This is a genomic window from Psychrobacter sp. H26 (assembly GCF_059073035.1).
Genome location: NZ_JCACRW010000001.1, coordinates 2,883,114 through 2,901,385 on the forward strand (window position 1 = coordinate 2,883,114; position 18,272 = coordinate 2,901,385).

12 protein-coding genes and 1 tRNA gene are annotated in these 18,272 nt (G+C 37.1%); 7 read left to right on the forward strand and 6 right to left on the reverse strand.

The features are described from left to right. Positions 1-55 precede the first annotated feature (55 nt). The 5 genes from AC5JPT_RS11960 to AC5JPT_RS11980 all read right to left on the reverse strand — a co-directional run bounded on the left by AC5JPT_RS11960 (position 56) and on the right by AC5JPT_RS11980 (position 7,760). Positions 56-649: a hypothetical protein gene (locus AC5JPT_RS11960; protein ID WP_290176785.1), complete on the reverse strand. Its 594-nt coding sequence runs from the start codon at positions 647-649 to the stop codon at positions 56-58. Continuing rightward, positions 646-3,711: a tyrosine-type recombinase/integrase gene (locus AC5JPT_RS11965; RefSeq protein WP_443526827.1), complete on the reverse strand. Its 3,066-nt coding sequence runs from the start codon at positions 3,709-3,711 to the stop codon at positions 646-648. The genes AC5JPT_RS11960 and AC5JPT_RS11965 overlap by 4 nt, the downstream gene beginning before the upstream one ends. Then, the gene (locus tag AC5JPT_RS11970) at positions 3,711-6,248 is read right to left on the reverse strand and encodes a hypothetical protein (protein WP_371532714.1); all 2,538 of its coding nucleotides are present in this window, start codon (positions 6,246-6,248) and stop codon (positions 3,711-3,713) included. Before AC5JPT_RS11970 ends, AC5JPT_RS11965 begins: the two co-directional genes overlap by 1 nt. 118 nt (positions 6,249-6,366) lie before the next feature. Then, the gene (locus tag AC5JPT_RS11975; RefSeq protein WP_371532758.1) at positions 6,367-7,542 is read right to left on the reverse strand and encodes an Arm DNA-binding domain-containing protein; all 1,176 of its coding nucleotides are present in this window, start codon (positions 7,540-7,542) and stop codon (positions 6,367-6,369) included. A 2-nt stretch (positions 7,543-7,544) separates the two neighbouring features. Beyond that, positions 7,545-7,760 (reverse strand): hypothetical protein, encoded by a 216-nt coding sequence (locus AC5JPT_RS11980; protein WP_021813684.1) that lies wholly within the window; start codon positions 7,758-7,760, stop codon positions 7,545-7,547. Positions 7,761-7,884: 124 nt separating this feature from the next. On the opposite strand from AC5JPT_RS11980, the gene AC5JPT_RS11985 reads away from it, so the two are divergent. The 3 genes from AC5JPT_RS11985 to AC5JPT_RS11995 all read left to right on the forward strand — a co-directional run bounded on the left by AC5JPT_RS11985 (position 7,885) and on the right by AC5JPT_RS11995 (position 13,780). Continuing rightward, the gene (locus AC5JPT_RS11985; protein ID WP_371532713.1) at positions 7,885-8,106 is read left to right on the forward strand and encodes a helix-turn-helix domain-containing protein; all 222 of its coding nucleotides are present in this window, start codon (positions 7,885-7,887) and stop codon (positions 8,104-8,106) included. Positions 8,107-8,331: 225 nt separating this feature from the next. Further along, complete coding sequence (locus AC5JPT_RS11990; RefSeq protein WP_371532712.1) at positions 8,332-8,610, forward strand: hypothetical protein; 279 nt, start codon at positions 8,332-8,334, stop codon at positions 8,608-8,610. A gap of 490 nt (positions 8,611-9,100) precedes the next feature. Beyond that, on the forward strand, positions 9,101-13,780 hold the full coding sequence (locus AC5JPT_RS11995; RefSeq protein ID WP_493858245.1) for an NACHT domain-containing protein: 4,680 nt from the start codon (positions 9,101-9,103) through the stop codon (positions 13,778-13,780). Between the two features lie 298 nt (positions 13,781-14,078). On the opposite strand, the gene AC5JPT_RS12000 is transcribed toward AC5JPT_RS11995, so the two are convergent. Continuing rightward, positions 14,079-14,155 (reverse strand) — tRNA-Arg (locus tag AC5JPT_RS12000). A 367-nt stretch (positions 14,156-14,522) separates the two neighbouring features. Here AC5JPT_RS12000 and AC5JPT_RS12005 point away from each other — a divergent pair. The 4 genes from AC5JPT_RS12005 to queF all read left to right on the forward strand — a co-directional run bounded on the left by AC5JPT_RS12005 (position 14,523) and on the right by queF (position 18,239). Then, positions 14,523-15,188 (forward strand): c-type cytochrome, encoded by a 666-nt coding sequence (locus tag AC5JPT_RS12005; protein ID WP_443526831.1) that lies wholly within the window; start codon positions 14,523-14,525, stop codon positions 15,186-15,188. Positions 15,189-15,499: 311 nt separating this feature from the next. Then, positions 15,500-16,462: an ABC transporter ATP-binding protein gene (locus AC5JPT_RS12010; RefSeq protein WP_319051738.1), complete on the forward strand. Its 963-nt coding sequence runs from the start codon at positions 15,500-15,502 to the stop codon at positions 16,460-16,462. A gap of 29 nt (positions 16,463-16,491) precedes the next feature. Continuing rightward, the gene (locus tag AC5JPT_RS12015; protein ID WP_319051792.1) at positions 16,492-17,265 is read left to right on the forward strand and encodes an ABC transporter permease; all 774 of its coding nucleotides are present in this window, start codon (positions 16,492-16,494) and stop codon (positions 17,263-17,265) included. Positions 17,266-17,354: 89 nt separating this feature from the next. Further along, complete coding sequence (queF, locus tag AC5JPT_RS12020; RefSeq protein ID WP_493858246.1) at positions 17,355-18,239, forward strand: NADPH-dependent 7-cyano-7-deazaguanine reductase QueF; 885 nt, start codon at positions 17,355-17,357, stop codon at positions 18,237-18,239. Positions 18,240-18,272: the final 33 nt, after the last annotated feature.

The window sequence follows — 18,272 nt, forward strand, 5'->3', positions numbered from 1 at the left end:
TAAGCTTAGTGAGATAGCTCTGTTTCTAATCAGGCATAGCGGAAAGAACTAACCGCTACTTCTTTAGTTTAGTATGACTATTCAATGTGCCACGTGTTGTATCAAGCAGATCGGCGACGTTATTTAATAAAATGTAATCTTTTGGGGTTTTTGATTCCCTATTGAATATTTCACTCCATATCTGACTTTTATACTCTTGCGTTATTGTTTTAAGACTTGGATACATAAGCCCAGGTTTAGCTAACGAGAGTATTGATATTGCTCGGATAAAGTCCATGTATATAAAGTCAATCACATCCTGATCAAATTCTTTCTTAACTTGTTTCTTATGCTCAGGCTTAGAGTCTTTTTTAGAGGTTTTATAACTTAAGAAAATAGTGTTGTTGTTATTAAGATCTTTTAGGTTAAATACAGGTAAAAAACAACCACCAATGAGTAAATACTCATTCACATCATTATTCACTAACGATACATTATGAATAGGTACACTGTTATAACAATCAAACTTAGTATGCATAGATTTAATATAGGCTTCTTGACCACCAATTAAGTAGGCTTTCACTATTAGCTTATTTAGTTGGCTAGCCAACGGATGAAGACTAATTTTAGTGCTATTGTTAATGCTGATAGACTTTGCTGACAGATTCATGGCTTGTGATCTCCTAAATTAATTCTTTGCCCTATCATAATGAAAGCGTAATGACAGAAAATTTGTAAAGTTCTAACGGTCCATTGCTTGATTGGGAGATTTGATTTCTCTCTATTATTAAGCCTAGTCTGCTCAGTTTGGCTAGATAGTGATAATTCAGCACGGATCTTCTTTTTGTATACGTTGCCGTTCAATTTATCTGCTACATTACAATTTTTTATTTGAGATGAGGCAAGTAATTTCATTACAGGTTGCCATTCCTTTTTATCGTCATCTTTAGCTTGTGCATAATGGTATATTTTTAAATTAATATTCTTCTTTAAGACTAGTTGTCTCAGTATTTGTATATAACTATATAGATCCAGAGCTTCATTAAAACTAATATGATTTTTGTAGTATTGAGAGTTCGTAAGCGTAAGCCCTACAAACTGAAGCATAGGTTCTCGATTGTCTTTTATCTTATATAAGTCACGAAATTTATTGGTCATCTGCATGAGCATGTGGTTGTCTTCAGCATACCTATCGAGAACTGGTAATAAACTCCTGTTATCATCAGAGGCAAACAATCTGGAATTACCGTGTGTGGTTTTAAACGCAGAATCGTTTCTGAGCCGTCTAGCATTCTCAAGCCACATTTCAAAAGTATTTTGATCAAGTTTATAAACATCCATTTTTTCCTTGAAATCTTCCTCTCTATTATGTACCTCTAGAATCTGACGAACTTCATCGAATGAGTATCTTTTTGGCTTTGTAGATTTTTTATCTGCTCTCTTTAGTCGTTTACTATGTTTTGGTTTAGGCAGTGGTTTAAGTTTGAGCTTGTTAAGCAGATAGTCATTAACTGCAACAGGTGAAGCGGCTAACTGCTTTTTCAAACGTCTAGGAATGCTTATTAATTCATGGTGTTTAGACGTTAGGTGGTAATCCATATGCCAAAGTAACAATCCAATCTGAATGTCAGTCAAATGAACATAAGATTCAAAAGTGGTACTAGGACTGGCATGACCAGCAACCCCTGCTAAGGCATAGATTTTTTTGTATTGTAGTGATGTCTCAATATAAGCTAATATTTCACAAGACTTTTCTTCGTCATAAGGTAATAGGTCTTTTAAAGCCTGAGTACATTTGTGTCCCTTAAAATTATTAGCTTGGTCATACATAAATGACATTAATTGAAAATTAGTCAAAAAGCTGTGTCTTAGATGATGAGTCGTAAGATGAGGAAGTCCTGTAACAGTTTTAATTAACTGAGATAAAATTTTAGATAAATCACTGGCACGATAAGCCATACCCGCTTGGTTAGCGATTAAGGTGTCACCTTTACCCTCACCACGAATAAGCTCGACTTTTCTAAAAAACAACATATCTGAATCTGTCAAAAGTTGTTCTAACAACGTCCGTCTTAATGCAGAACCCGTTTTATTATTACCATATTTGTTGTCACGCACCTCTAGATAAGCTGAAGTTATAGCCACATCTTTTAATCTAATCTTAACTATCTCACCTATTCTAAGTCCACAGCGTTGACCTAAAATCAGAGCGAGCTTTACCGCTTCTAGCTCATCTTTAGTCATTTCAAGATTGTCAGCACTGCTAAGAATAGCCTGAAACATAGTTTCTGAAAGATAACCTGTCCTATGATGTGCTCTCTTGGTAGACGAAAGAGGTGCAATAGGTTCAATATTATGTTGATTAACTAAATATTCATGAATCTCATCAATACGAGTAGCAATAGTATTCTTAGCGTCTTTTGACTTCCCAAGTTCAATAAGTTCGCTATAAAATTGAATATAATCCTCTTCAGTGTGCTCCTCAAGAGCAACACCCTGCGTCAGAGATAACCAACGATTCGTAATAGTGCCGCTGTAAGTCTGAACACTACTTACTTTTTTGCAAGTTACTGTTTTCGTCAGTAACCAACCTACAATTGCGATCTCACTTAAAGGAGCATCGCTCGTGGATAAACGTTCATATAGCTGTTTGAGGCCAGCTGAGAATGTAGTCATTGAGATTTTTTCATCTTTATTCTTTTTGAATAGCTTAGCAATCTCGACAGTGATAGTAGGGTTAGCTTTTCTAGGCTCTACAACGACATCGTTATGATACTCAATGCTAGTAGTTACATTGGCAAGGGTCTCATGAGATATGTTAAAGATTAGAGACTGCCAATTGGCTGTTGACAGACCATAGGTAGAGTCCCAACCAATTAATAGATACCAAGTATGTTCTGGCAGATCTAAAAATAGATAATCTTCTAAAACATAGACTGCACCTATTAAAAACTTCTTTAAAGTCATAGATAGTTGGTTTTGACTAAGAGATTTAGTCATCTGCAATGTTTGGTATAGCTTATGAATATCAGTACTAAGCGATACCTTTTTAGTCTTGCCCTTTTTGTTATAGAGCTTAATTAAATAGCTCGTTAATGGCGATAAAAAGACTTTTACTTCATGTACAGCTGTTGAATCGTTGTAAGTGTTAGTATGGTAGCTATCGTCATCAATAATGAGTGTTGTCACAGGCAGTTCAAATATGCTTTCTATAGTTAATGATTTGTCACTGATGCGAGATATAAGCGTTTGTAATATTAGCTTTTTTAATACAGCACTATGGAAAATTAACGATAGCATTAAATCTGTGATAGTAAGCTCATAAGCTTTGCTAGCTATACCATCTATCCAATACAAATAAAAATCTAATATTTGTTGGTTTTCAGAAAAGGTTACTTCATTTCTAAAAGACTTTGGACGGTATGAGGTAACAATAAGCTTTGGAAAACCAATATCAATGTCCTTATTTTCAATATAATCTTGACAGCACTTTACTGCTTCGTTATATCCTTCTACATAACCAAGATAGCCCTGAAAATGTTTGTTTTCTAATAATCTTTTATCAAGCTGCTCCCACATAGCATTAAATATTGTTTGAGGATCATTTGATGCAATAATTTTGTCAAAATCTATAGACTCTCTAACTATTCGTTTAGACAAGTTTTTACGCTTTAAGGTTTCTTTGCTTCTATTCTCTGCACGCTCCTTGATACCTGATTTACGCTGAGCCATTAATTATTCTCCAAATAGATAATTTTAAAGCCGTTATACTCAAGTATTTTATTAAGCTCATAAGCAAACCTGCGCAACTCACTTCTTTTAAGACCACTATGCTTATCGTAGTAATCGAAACCAAGTTCATCAGCATGCCCCATCCAAGCTCCAATAACATCATGACCAAAACTATCAGATAATGATGAACTGCTTTTAGCAGAAAAGATTCCAACTTCTGGGCTTTTATATGAGCGTATAAAATGACGATGCCAGTTTGACGGTAACTCTAAAATCCTAGATAGTCTTTCTTGAATAAATGTTTGAGTGAGACTGACTTCAGTAATAGTATTAGTTTTTTCATCCAGCTTTAGATAACTGATAAGTCCAATATTGCTAGCAAGAATATTTGAATAAATATCGCATAGACTATTATCTAGATTATTTAAAATAAAGACATTTGTCTTTAAATACTTGATGTACTGCTCAATCTGATGATTTGCTATATCAGGTAGATAAATATATCTACCTCGAGTATGTTGGCGGTTTTCCTTGTCGCTGATGAAATATTTCTTGGTTCTAACATCTATATCTATAAGCCTACCAAAAGGTTCACGCACTGGACGATAACCACTTGAAACCGATAGCAAAATATATAAGTAATCAGTAAAGGTATTATGTAGGTCAACTATAGATCTAGAGTTTAGGGTATTCCTATCTAGCAATGAAGAATTGATCCGAGTGATTAAATCGCTAACTATAGATGTTAAGCGGCCTTCTTGTACGGCTAAAACACTACCTATCTGTTTGTCCCAGTAATTTATTTCTCTATCATCAGGTAATTTAAAAAATAGATATTCCTGATTTTTTTTTGATTCATCGTTGACCTTATCAAATGTTATTTCATACAAATGCTCATTAAAGTCGTCCTGGCAAAGGAATAAATCTAGTTGGCTAACATTGAAATAAGGAAGTGCCGAAGAATGGTGTATTGGTTTACTAATTAGGACATTGATTAAAGCGTGATCTCGTCCACTGTGTATAAGGAAGTGCTCTAAATAATTCTTAATTTTATTAATAGTTAATCTAGTTTTGCTTTTCTTATTTAGAGCTTTTAAATTTTCATTAGCCTTGTTTCTAATTTCTTCTAGATCCTTTATGCTTATGTCATGTAATAGATAATAGTGTATATCACCAATAACGGTAGGGTAGATAAGATGAAGGATGGAACTATTTTCTGCATATAGTTTAGAGTCCCAGCTTTCTTGAGCTTTACTACGAGTAGGTGTGAATTCCAGTGGATACCGATAGCACAGGTAACTCTTCTTTAAATCTTCGGATATTAATAATTGAGGTCTACCTGTCAATAGAACTATTAGTAAATACAAAGAAGCTTGATGGTCCAGATCATATTCAATATTTGAAGGTTTTTTTTCGCTGTTCTCATTATCATTTATCCTTCTGAGATCTAAACTCATCAGATTTCTCAGCAAGTATTTGACTAAAACCTGTATTTCATCAGCATGTGCAACATTTACATCAGTTACCTGACTTAAAGTCCGTTGATGTCTACAGTTAACTTGTTGTTCAGCTCTAATTTTATCTAAATAGTAGTTTGTAGGCTGCTCGAAACTGACTTGTTCAAATGATTGCTCTTCATCGTCTTGTCGTTCTCGATCTTCAAATCCGTTTTCTTCGCTAGTATTTTCTGATATGTAGGTAAGATCGCTAACGGTATTACCAGTGATGTCATCCTTATCTTGTAAGATAGTTATAATCTTATGAGTCTCAGTCGTTACTCGGGTAATACCTGAGTCATTTTTAAAGTAGTTTTCGAGTGGTAGGATATACTCATACAGATATTTGGCTATACGTTCGTTAATCTCAAACTGAGCATCGCTAGAGAATAATGAAGCTCCTGCGCTTAATAGCTTATTCTTATATCTTCGCACCTCTAATTCGAATGTTTTTGGAGATCTATTTAGCCATCTAGTGTAGTTATCATCTTCTTGCGTTTGAATAAGACGCTCTTTAATATCTTGCAGATTTTTCGACTGAGTGACGTCTGGTAAAAACGGAACTAAAAATTCACGAGTTTTGTTCGTTAAAAATCTGCATTCATCGAGCGTAGTTTCAATTCGACTATCATAGTCAGTTAACTCAACCATCCTTAAACATAGAAAAAAGTAGACAGCACGGATAGTATTTATTTTAGACGAGTCTGCTCGATGGATTAAAAAGGTAATTAGATAGAGCTCTTTTAAATGCAGATGAGGCTTTCTAATATTTTCTAAAAATACTTTATGAGCAATTCCATTTTCGTATATCTGTAATTCATGCGTCTTCGTCAAATTACTATCCACATCTAATGTTTTTATCCATTCAGACAATGTTCGATACTCATCTTTCAATTCTGATCTAAATTGCTCAGGTAAGGTATCTTTTAAAAATTTTAGCTCGATAAGTAATATTTCAAGATCATGGCCATTAGCGAAATCAAGGAGATTTAGCTTCAACCAATCCTTAATATTTGTAGAGTTACTATCTTTACTAGCCATTATTCTGCTACCGTTACAAGGCATTCAAATAACTGTAGCTTCATTAATGTAAAGCATCCAGCATTAAAATCGAAAAAAGACATCTATTTGGATGTCTTTTTGTTAAACATAGGTATTTTCATGGATTTTGTATTATACCTCGCTCTATCAGTAGCTTATCTAAAGCACTCCCATCCTGACGAGTTAGATTGGGCACATAACGTGAATACACTGTGAATAACATTGTAGTGCTGCTATGACCCATTTGCGCAGCAATCCACTCAGGAGACTCGCCTGCAGCAAGCCAAAGAGTGGCAGCCGTATGTCTACTTTGATAGGGATTACGTATATCAAGCTCTAGATATCGCAATAACGGATACCAAACTCTCTTTGTCACATTGCGATGACTCAAAGGAGTACCTGCTTTTGTACTAAAAACAAACTCACTTCGATGTTTAGTCAAGCTCTGCTGCTCAATCAATGCATCGTAAACCAGTTGATTCATGTGGATAATACGATTAGAGCTGGAAGTTTTAGTGTCACCTATAACACCTCCAACAATTGCTTGATCAATAACGATTTGTCTACGTTCAAAGTCAATATTTTTCCACGGTAAACCGTCAATTTCACCTGTCCGCATGCCTGTAAAAAACCGTACTGTGAAATATGGCTTATAGTCTACTCTGACGTTGTCAATGATGAGCATGACTTCCTCTAAGGTAAAAGGACTAACATTACTTTTAGGTACACTTAGTGGCTTTATATTCTTCCAAGGGTTCTCAAAATCAAAACGCTCAGATGCTTCGGTAATCACCATACGTAATGGCGTCATAATGTGGTTGATTCGAGATGCTGATAAAAGTCGTCCACTATTTCCTTCCTTGACTAGATTACCCCGAAAAGCCATTATTTTAGCTTTGTTAATGGTATTTAGTGGCACATTGCCAAAATAGGGAAATAGATAAATCTTAAGTATGTTTTCTACATTAGTTATCTGAGAGCACCGCCATTCCGGTTTTTTTTCCTCTAACCAAACTCTGCTAAAGCAATCAAATCCTGAGCTTGAGTCCTTATGGCTATTCGTTGATCTCATGAGCTCTAAGCTTTGAAACTGCTCAAGCTTTTTACTCTGCGGAAAATAGTTTTCATATCGAAAACTACCTAGTTGAATCTCTGCTTGCATTTTACTAACGAAATTTTCTAGACGCTTTCGATTAGGCTTAGTGTCTGCCAGTAAGGTTTGCTCTCTACAACGTTGGCCTATGTATCGGAAATCTACATATAGGTTGCCATTACGGCTATTGATACTCGCCATGATTACGCTCCCGCTGCAAATGGAATGTTATCGTCGTAGCCTGTCAGCATTAACTCTTCAATCTTTTGCCATATGAAAAGAATTTTTCTACCTCCAAATGGTTTGATGTAATGAACGCCCTCAATGAATACCGCATCCTTAAGTTGATTGCGTATTGTCTTGCTGTCATATTTAATACGTTGTGACAGCTCTTCGGTTGTTAAATAGGTATAACTCATAGTAAAATCCTTACTAAAGATTAAAGTGTTATTATCTAATAGCTTTATGACCTGCTATAGAACATAATTTACACTAAAAATCATCTTTTGCAAGACATTTTTATCTACAGTAGGTTATTTTATTATGGAGGAGGTTGTGGTGAAATGTAATTTATCTAGAATTATGGGCGAAAAAAGACTTAAGATTGCCGATGTGTCTAGAGATACAGATGTCAACAGAGGCACAATCACACGTATGTATAACGAAGAAGCGACCAGAGTGGATCTAGAGGTAGTAGAAAAGCTATGCTTATATTTGGATATTGAAGTGGGCGACCTTTATGAGCTAGTTAAGGAAGAAGAATAAACTTTCCTCCTTTTAAAATTCAAGATAGTGCTGCGCTTATCAGTTATTACACCAAATAATACGCAGCAATATAGTTTCTCAAATGAGTTAAATGTTCTATTAAGTAATAAAAAGTTCTATAGAAGGTTATTTTGAGTTGCATCAGCTCAAAATATATGTATAATTCAATCTGTAGGGAGTCATTACGACTAACAGAAAGAAATATTAATCTACAGGAGATTATACATGAACACCTTTATTAAATCGCCGCATGCTTCAATCTGGTTAAGCGCCGAAGCGATATCGCTATCTACCAAGCTTATGGTAAATCTGCAAATACAACAGGGCTCGCAGTTAGCAAGAATGCTAGGGGTTAACCCCCTTTTCTACAATGATGAAGCGGTTAGGATATGGGTCCAACGTGAGCTCAATGAGGGGTTAGTGCTAAATCATTATGCATTAACGAATCTTGAAACCAAATTTTTGGCCATTATGAATCATTACGAGATTCCTTATTCGTTGTGATTACTATCAACTATTTGGTTTGGAGATAACCATGAGCTTAAAACTTATTTTTAGCGCCAATGCAGATCAGTCCGACATACAACTATGTGAAGACTATTGGGCATACGGGCATGATGGATGGTATGTAGAGCATATAGAAATGCTCTGTAGACAGTATAGTGTTGATTATCATGTTTTGTTTGGTGTATTAGCAGAGTGTCAGGCTTACTTAGATGATGTGCACTGTGAGTACTGTGGACGGCCGTATCAACTTGATGTACCAGCGGATATACCTTATATCAGAAAACGATCATCTTGGTTCTGCGAATCATGTATTAGCTTTGCTGGTGGTCAGCTTACAATGGGCAGGTAACAATTTGAAATGTACTTGATAACCAGATTGCTAATGCTCTCTGGTTTTTTTGATTAAGGATTTCTATATTTATCTTCTCTAAACATTCTTTCATGCTACTATTTTCAGTATACTGATATTAGTGAAGGTAGTTCAGCTATGGCATTAGAAGGTGGTGGGTTTGCAGATAAATTCGGTAATAGCTACGAAGAATTTTGGGTTGCTGAGCAATTATTAAGACTAGTTGAGGAAGAGATAACCTCCGTAACTGTAGAGCCATTAGGTGAAGATGAAACAGGCGTAGATTTGATTGTTGAAAAATCAAACGGATCTAGAGAGTTTCATCAATGTAAATCTAGTCACAATAATTCGGATGTATGGACCTTATCATCACTAGAGATTTCGGGTGTATTGATAAAAGCCTTTAATCAAATACAGAGAACAGATTGTACCTTTAAAGTCGTATCTCCATTATCATTCACTCAGCTATCCCAACTAAGTTTGAGCGCTAAAAATACAACATCTAATCCTCAAGATTTTATTGAACTTCAGGTTGACCAGAGCGGTAAACGTCGAAAGTTATTTGAAGATTTGTGTCATAAGTTAGGTTTAAACATTAATGTAGAGATTGATATTGCAAAAGCTATTCAGTTTTTGAAAAATTTTGAGGTTATTGCTTTTCCTGCTAACTCTGAATCTCAACGTAATATTATTGGAAAAATCGATAAGAATTTTAGTAGTAACTCTAATAACATAGTTGACTACTTAAAAAATTATCCCACTGATAACAATTTACGCTCATCAATTACATCGTTTCAGCTCCTCGAAAGTATGAAAGGCCAAGGTTTTAACCAAAGAATTTATGAAAACGACACAAGATTATTCCCTATTATAGAGCGTGTTAATCAGGCTTTTCGAGATTCAATTACACCCTTTTTAATTGAAGGTAGTTTAATTGAGCGTTCTGAAATGGCAAATTGTATTGACTCAATAGATAACTATCCAATTACCTTGATTAAAGCAGAAGCGGGTATGGGTAAAAGTGCTTTTCTATTGCAGTTGTGCGATGAGATGCAAAAGAAGGGTCATATATGTCTACCAATACGATTAGATCGAAACCGTCCTAAAAAAAATGCAGATGCTTTTGGAGATGATTTAGGTTTTAGCCATTCACCTGTATTTAGCTTAAATAAGTTTGCAGGCGCTAAAAAAGCTATTATTATTTTGGATCAATTAGACGCCATACGTTGGACAGCTAGTCACTCAAGCAGTGCTTTACAAGTCTGTCAACAAATTGCGTATCAAGTGATTCAACTAAGGAAAGATAACTATGATATTAGTCTAGTTTTAGCTTGTAGAGACTTTGATTTAAACGAAGATATTCAATTACAAAGTTGGATTTCAAGTCTAAATAATAAAGTAGCGCATATAACAATAAAAGAGCTATCTGTTGTAGAAGTTAAAAAATTACTTTCACCATACGAAAATTATGACTCGTTATCACCTGTCAAGCAGACTATTTTGAAAATTCCAATATGGTTAAGTTTTTACATACAGCTTATAAAGAATGATCAGGGCAGCCTCAATTTTAACAGCAAAAGCGACCTTATAAGTTTGTATTGGGTTGATAGATTGAAGCAACTAAACAATGCTATAAATGATTTAAGTTCGGCTAACACCATTATTGATGACTTTATAGAAAAAGCAAGCCGAGAGATGCAGTTTTCTATATCAATTAACGCTTTATGCAGTCACAATCCCAATGTTCTTGAGGCAATAATATCTGTCGGTATTTTTAATAAGACAGGTAATCAGGTTAGCTTTCAGCATCAAGCACTATTCGATTACCACTTGGGAAAACGCCTTTTTGATATTGCTCGACAGTCAAGCGACGACTTTCTTAAAGAAATTGGCTCTAAGTCTGAACAAACACTAATACGAAGAGAGCATATCAAATATGCCTTAAAACTATTATCACAATCCAGACAATCAGTGTTTTGCGAAAATATTTCAGCATTGTTTGATAGCTCCGAAATTCGTTTCCATGTCAAGTACTTAGCTATAAATATGGTTGGCGAGATCAAAGTTATTAAAACGCCTATGCGTAATTTGATTACAAGTCTTATAAATAATGAAGAGTTAAGTCAGCCTTTTATTGACCATGCTTGTTTTGGACATTCACAACTAGTTACGGTGCTTTCAGAAAAAAATATAATTTCCAGATGGCTGAATGGATCTGACTCGGAAATTGGTTTGGCTATTCGATTGTTAAGCTCTATAGCTGACAAAGCACCTGATATTGTTTTAAAAGAAATTGAGCCATTTATCGGTATATCTGAGGAGTGGAATAATAGATGCTATTCTGCTTTGAGCTGGAACATTCAAAATGATTCAGAAAAGATGTTTGAAGTACGCAAAAAGCTTTTACAACTAGGTTGTGCAGTCAATTACATTGATTGGAATGAGTTAGCAAAAAGCTATCCGAGAAAGGCGATTGATTTAATACAGTTAATTTTAGAAGGTTATAAAGAAGAATTAACAGACTCGAGTCTGGATATAAAGGAGTCTGAAGAGTCGGTTAAGCATCTACACCGAAAGGTATGGAGAGAAGGTCAAATCGAAGACTTAGAAAGTATCTCAGAAGCTCTGCCTTACGATGTTCTTAAAGAGTTAATGCTTCAGGTCTTCGAAATAATTAATAGCTCAATTAATGAAAGCTCTTATACAAGAATATGGCTCTACAGCGCAAGACATTCATTTAATGAACATAGAGATTCTTTAGTAAGAGGTGTATTAGGTATTTTTTTCGAAGCAGGTAAACAGTATACAGATAAACCAGATGAGCTATTCAATTTACTGACGTTATATTTAACGAATAAGCATCCAGTTGTAGAGCACATTATTGCAAATCTGTTGCTCAATCTACCCATTGGGTATTCTGATCAAATTATTAAATGGCTCCTAGATAATCCGACTACTAGGTTAGCTTGTGGGAATGATTATGAAGAGCCGAGATGGGTACTGGCTGGAAAATTGATTGATAAATTTTCACCATATTGTGAGGACGAGATTTTTAATTGCCTTGAAATTGTAATATCAGGTATCGGGCTTAGTAAAGATCTTGAGAGTATAGAGTATGCGTTGGAGATGAGAAGAAAATTTGGAAACTTTTGGACAAGTTATTGGGGAGAAGCTCAATATTTCTTACTTAATAAACTTGATGATAATCGTATCAGCAAAAAATCCATAGACTTATATAATGTTTTACAAAGAAGATTTAAAGGTTGTAGCGATACTTATTTTTATTCATATGATTCTTCATATGGTGGTGCAGTTGTTTCACCTATACCACAAGCGAATAAATTATCTGATAGAGCATGGACAAAGCTTATACTCACAAACGAAGAACGTTTCAGTACTTGGAAGATGAAACCTTTAGATAGGGGGAATATTACAGAATCCAGTATACGCGCATTTTCTAATAGTCTAAGTACAGCTGTAAAAAATGAGCCTGAGAGGTTCGCAAAACTATCATTAACACTGCCAAAAAATATCAATGAGAAGTTTATTGAGAATATTTACTATGGACTGGCAGATAACAATTCATCTAATTTAGCGGAAGATTTTAAAGAAAGCTGGCAACCTTGCCTATTAGACCTTCGTTACAAAGTTATTAGACATTTTGAAGGTTTTGATGAGAGTCAAGCACTGACAAGATTATTAACAGATACTCCAAAGATTATAGACCATCCTGATATGCTAGATAAGCTTATTGATATTGCTCTTCACTCATCCAATCCGAACAATAACAAGCTCAATGTATATGACCCTCAAGAGGGAGAAGGTGCTGAGCACACTACTGCTGAGAGTCTAATGCAAAATTCTATAAACTGTTATAGAGGGATTGCATACGGTGGTATTGCCAAAATATTTTGGGATAATGAAGAGTATGCACGGGATAATCTGAGTTTGATTGACTCTGCTATAAATGATCCTCATCCAGCTGTAAAAATAGTAGCAGTCAGATTATTGACTCCTTTCTTAAATTACGACATAAATTATGCATTGCAAAGGTTTCTAGATTTATGTAAATCTGACTTAAGAATGAGCTGTGCTTATGAATCTTATAATTTTTTTAATTCAGCTTTCATAGATAAATTTAAAGATCAGTATATAGATTTAGTTAGACTTATGCTTACTTCTGAGTACGAAGAGGTTCGTAGGCAGGCTGGCACACAAATTTTCGCCCGTTACTTCTTTAACGATTTATTTGCAAAAGAAATATTCTCTGTTTTAATGGCTGATGAGTCAGTTAAGCTAGGTGTTGCTCAAGTTTTAGTTCAACTTCTGACCACGGATGATTATGCAGAACAAGAACATAAACTAGTTGAAGTATATAGGTCCTTACTTAACGATGATTCACAGAAAGTAAGAGGAAATTTGCTATCTTGTATTCGAGAAAAGAATTTTTGGAATAAAGGTATTACTGAAGAACTAGTTGATATATATATGAACTCTCAAGTAGTGAACAAAAAGCTATACCATTTATTTTACGCTTTAGAAAACCATGTTTTATGTTTAAGTGATTTTAAAAGTATGTTATTACAGTTATTTATTGAAATAGCTACAGCCAGTCTATCTGATGAAACTAAACAAATTGTTTACAGTGAAATGGATAAATTAACCAAAATATTGCAGAGAATATATGATGAAGCGGTCGATGATGAGGATGATGTTACTCTGAGTCTATGCTTAGATGTTTGGGATAATTTATTAAAGTCAGATAGCTATGAGGTGAAGCGAGCAACTAGGTATATTGAAAATGGGTTGCTAAGTTAGCGATTAACTACCTCGACAATGGAGTCGATAACCATCACCGACCTTCAACAACCTTGGTCACAAAATGGTCACCGTTTGGTCACCGAGCAGGTGGTCACCAATTTTTAAAGGGTAGAGTGCATGCCCACAAACTTATCGCGATTATGTTATTAAAGAGTAGACTGCTTCTTAAGGGTTGATGAAGACACAATAGCTAGGCTTTATAGATAAAGGTTTTAAAGGAAATTATAGACACAAAAAAACCTCAAACAATATAATGTTTGAGGCGAAACTTGAATAAAACTTAAGCTATAAATAATGGTGCGCTCGGCGGGAATCGAACCCACGACCCTCGGCTTCGGAGACCGATACTCTATCCAACTGAGCTACGAGCGCATATGATAACGTTATGCCAGATTGTCACGCTTAGATCAGCATGATAACCAGCATAAGATGCCTATAAATAAAGACCGCTTAGTCTAACAAATAAAAAGCATAAAGCCAATGAATGACAGCTGTGATTGAGGTTTTTTGAGAAAAAACAGTCAAGTCATTAAACAAGCATGGCAATTTACCTGCCTTTTCCCTTATAATGTTGGGGAGAATTCATATTTATAATCACCGATTACAAGTGCGCTGGCACGCGGGATGGCTGTCTGCTATTGAGGACTTAGAGGTCATCAAAGGAGGACAGACAGAATGTCCGAGCCGTCTCAGCCCTTGTATACGTAATAAGAGAACGTGACGAATGAGAAAAGTAGTTATGTTATCGGCAGCTGCCATTCTAGGAATCGCTAGTATCGCGGTGAGCCAAGCTGAAGATATTGTAGACACCCCTGTATCTGTGTCTGATGTAGCAGAAGGACAAGATGCTGTAGAAGAGGCGCCGCAAACGTTAGGTGGTGAGCCTATAGCTGCTGCAGATACCACAGATGGCGCTGCGACTACGGACGAAGCTGCACTAGCAGACGGCGCAGAGACGGCAGCAGCAGATGGCGAAGAAACAGCCGCTGTAGCACCTGCCGCTGACGAAGAGCCGATCCCGCAAGATACGCCACAAGTCCAAAAACTGATCGCGCTGTACCCGAATCTAATTGCTCGTATTCAGCCTGTTGCCAATATCTGTTTTGAAGACGATGAAGTTTGTGATGTAACAGCACGTGCTGCTGGTCCATCAGCGGGTGATGGTCCTCGTGATGGTAAAGCTGTCTATAACGCGGTATGTCAGACTTGTCACACAGCAGGTTTGCTGGGTTCACCTATCTTTGGTGATGCTGGTGCGTGGGGACCACGTATAGCAAAGGGTAAAGAAACCTTATACACTCATGCTATCAACGGTTTTAATGCGATGCCTGCCAAAGGTGGCGCGGACATTCCTGACGAAGAAGTCCAAAACGCTGTAGATTATATGGTTGCAGAAGCCAGCTAATTCTTATTAACTATCTCTCAAAGCTTTTAGGATAGTTATCTATAAAGCGCCTATTTCAGCAATGAGGTAGGCGCTTTTTCATGATGAGTATTATTAATACGGTACTTCGAATATAAAGCAGTTGAAATTCATCATTGGTAGCCTCATTTTATGAGATTGTACCGTCTCTTCTAGGTAGTAGAGTGTGTTGAACATTCTCATACTCTTGCGTTTCTATATGGCTTTTGCCCATATGACAGTCGAATGTTCAACACAGCCTATTATTCTAAAATGGCACTTTATATACACCGATAACAAATAAAGAGGTCTTCATGTCTGATGTACCAGCACTTTCTATCCAAGGCTTATCCAAGACCTACGATAACGGCTTTTCGGCTCTAAAAGGGGTCGATTTAATGGTACCACAAGGTGGGTTTTTTGCGCTGCTCGGCCCAAATGGTGCAGGTAAATCTACGATGATCGGTATTATCAGCTCACTGTTCAAGCCAACCACAGGCAGTGTGCATATCTTTGGGACAGATCTACTAGAAAACCCTTCGATTGCTAAGCAATACCTTGGCGTAGTACCGCAAGAATTTAATTTTAATATGTTCGAAAAAGTCGAAGATATCTTGATTACTCAAGCGGGTTACTTCGGTATTCCTGCCAAAGAAGCCAAACCACGGGCGAAAAGGCTACTTACCGCACTTGGGCTGTGGGATAAGCGCGACAGTAAATCACGTGAGCTGTCCGGCGGTATGAAGCGCCGTCTGATGATCGCACGAGCATTAATTCATAAACCAAAGCTATTGATTCTTGATGAGCCAACGGCGGGTGTTGATATCGAGCTGCGCCGTTCCATGTGGGAGTTTATGCAGCAGATTAACATCGAAGAAAACACTACGATTATTTTGACGACTCATTATTTAGAGGAAGCGGAGCAGCTATGTAAACGCATTGCTATCTTGGATCATGGTGAGATTCGTATTAATACGGAAATGAAAGACTTGTTGGCACAGCTGTCAGTAGAGACGTTTGTTTTTGATTTGGACACGCCGCTCACTGAGCAGTTGGCTTTGACTGGGGTGACAGATATATTACAACCGGATGAGCAAACACTAGAAGTCACATTGACAGAAGGCGAGTCATTGAATGGTGTCTTTGATCAGTTGTCTGATAAAGGCATTAAGGTAGGAAGTATGCGTAATAAAGCCAACCGATTAGAAGAGTTGTTTATGCGCTTGGTAGACAAAAATATTGAAAGTGCAGACAGCATGAAGGAGGCGGGATTATGAGTCAGGAATTAACCGATCATAATAAAACCATGTCATTGAGCAAAAAGTGGATTGCGTTTCGTACGATATGGTTCAAAGAAGTACGCCGCATTTTGCGTATTTGGCCGCAGACGTTACTACCGCCAGTGATCACGATGAGTCTGTACTTTGTCATCTTTGGTAAGATGATTGGCTCGCGTGTGGGTGAGATGGGCGGCGTGCCATACATGCAGTTTATCGTACCTGGTTTGATCATGATGTCGATCATTACCAACAGTTACTCGAACGTGGTGTCGAGCTTTTTTAGTGCCAAGTTCACATCTAGTATTGAAGAGTTATTGGTATCGCCTGTATCCAAACATGCCATTTTGATGGGTTATATCAGCGGTGGTATTTTCCGCGGACTGGCTATTGGGGTCATTGTTTCGATAGTGGCGTTATTCTTTACCGATCTTGGTATCGAGCATTTATTTGTAACGGTGTTTACGGTGCTTGGCACGTCGATTTTGTTCTCACTAGGCGGTTTTATCAATGCGGTGTTTGCACGCTCATTTGATGATATCTCTATCATACCGAGTTTTGTATTGACCCCATTGACCTATCTTGGTGGTGTTTTTTATTCGATGGAGAACTTATCGCCTTTTTGGCAAAATGTCTCGCTACTGAATCCTATCGTGTACATGGTCAACTCATTCCGCTACGGGATTCTTGGCTATTCTGATGTCAATGTTTGGTATTCGATGGCAGCGATTTTTGTATTCTGTGCGATATTCTATACGATTGCTTATCGCTTACTAAGCAACGGTTCGCGCGTGCGCTTGTAGTATGTATGATGCAAAAGGGTAGTACAGATACTATCCACTGAATGTATTAGTTATAGCAAGTTTTTAACAGTCCAATATTAGGAAGACAGATGAGTATCCACGGTATCTTGGGTGAGCAAACCACAGACTATCCTACAGAGTATAGTCCAGAGACGCTATATCCTATTGCACGTAGTATGGGTCGTGATGCGATTGGCTGGCAGGATGACAAGTTAACGGTTGGTGTGGATTGGTGGCAGGCGTTTGAGATGTCTTGGTTAAATACACAAGGTATCTCGCAAGTGGCTATTGCGCGCTTCGGTATTCCTGCCAGCTCGCCCTTTATCGTAGAGTCAAAGTCACTTAAGTTGTATTTGAATAGTATTAACTTTACTGAGTTTGCTAGCTGGAATGATGTACAGACGTTGATTACCAAAGACTTATCAGCCTGTCTGCAAGCTGACGTACAAGTAGAGCTATTTGGCTTGAATGACGACTTGAATGACAAAGCCACAGGATTGCTGATTGCTCAGCCTGAAGGGGTTTGTATTGATGATGCTCTCGCAAATAGCAGTGAAAAAGTAAGGTTAACTGAGCATCCTGATGCGTCATTGCTGAGTACTAACGAAGTAGAGGCGAGCGGTGAAAGGATGGTAAGTGATGGTACGCAGCCGCATACTTTTTATTCCAATCTACTGCGTAGTAATTGCCCAGTGACTAATCAGCCAGACTGGGGCACTTTGGCCGTATACATAACGACTGAAAAGGGTTTTAATAACGCTAATATGCTGCGTTATATATTGAGCTTTCGTCAGCACAATGGTTTTCATGAGCAGTGTGTTGAGCAGATATTTGCTGACCTGAGCCGTTACTACGAGCCAAGCGAGTTGATGGTTCGCGCATGGTATACACGCCGCGGCGGTATCGATATCAATCCTTGCCGTGTGAGCGATATTAGCCTATTACCTAAGCCTAACCGCTTGATTCGTCAGTAGTGCTAGCACTACTAGGGCTAGAGTACGAACCAT

What these genes read in the sequence shown, in the direction of transcription:
- AC5JPT_RS11960 (WP_290176785.1), bottom strand. Translation starts at nt 649, where the DNA reads ATGAATCTGTCAGCAAAGTCTATCAGCATTAACAATAGCACTAAAATT.
- AC5JPT_RS11965 (WP_443526827.1), bottom strand. Translation starts at nt 3,711, where the DNA reads ATGGCTCAGCGTAAATCAGGTATCAAGGAGCGTGCAGAGAATAGAAGC.
- AC5JPT_RS11970 (WP_371532714.1), bottom strand. Translation starts at nt 6,248, where the DNA reads ATGGCTAGTAAAGATAGTAACTCTACAAATATTAAGGATTGGTTGAAG.
- AC5JPT_RS11975 (WP_371532758.1), bottom strand. Translation starts at nt 7,542, where the DNA reads ATGGCGAGTATCAATAGCCGTAATGGCAACCTATATGTAGATTTCCGA.
- AC5JPT_RS11980 (WP_021813684.1), bottom strand. Translation starts at nt 7,760, where the DNA reads ATGAGTTATACCTATTTAACAACCGAAGAGCTGTCACAACGTATTAAA.
- AC5JPT_RS11985 (WP_371532713.1), top strand. Translation starts at nt 7,885, where the DNA reads ATGGAGGAGGTTGTGGTGAAATGTAATTTATCTAGAATTATGGGCGAA.
- AC5JPT_RS11990 (WP_371532712.1), top strand. Translation starts at nt 8,332, where the DNA reads ATGAACACCTTTATTAAATCGCCGCATGCTTCAATCTGGTTAAGCGCC.
- AC5JPT_RS11995 (WP_493858245.1), top strand. Translation starts at nt 9,101, where the DNA reads ATGGCATTAGAAGGTGGTGGGTTTGCAGATAAATTCGGTAATAGCTAC.
- AC5JPT_RS12005 (WP_443526831.1), top strand. Translation starts at nt 14,523, where the DNA reads ATGTTATCGGCAGCTGCCATTCTAGGAATCGCTAGTATCGCGGTGAGC.
- AC5JPT_RS12010 (WP_319051738.1), top strand. Translation starts at nt 15,500, where the DNA reads ATGTCTGATGTACCAGCACTTTCTATCCAAGGCTTATCCAAGACCTAC.
- AC5JPT_RS12015 (WP_319051792.1), top strand. Translation starts at nt 16,492, where the DNA reads ATGTCATTGAGCAAAAAGTGGATTGCGTTTCGTACGATATGGTTCAAA.
- queF (WP_493858246.1), top strand. Translation starts at nt 17,355, where the DNA reads ATGAGTATCCACGGTATCTTGGGTGAGCAAACCACAGACTATCCTACA.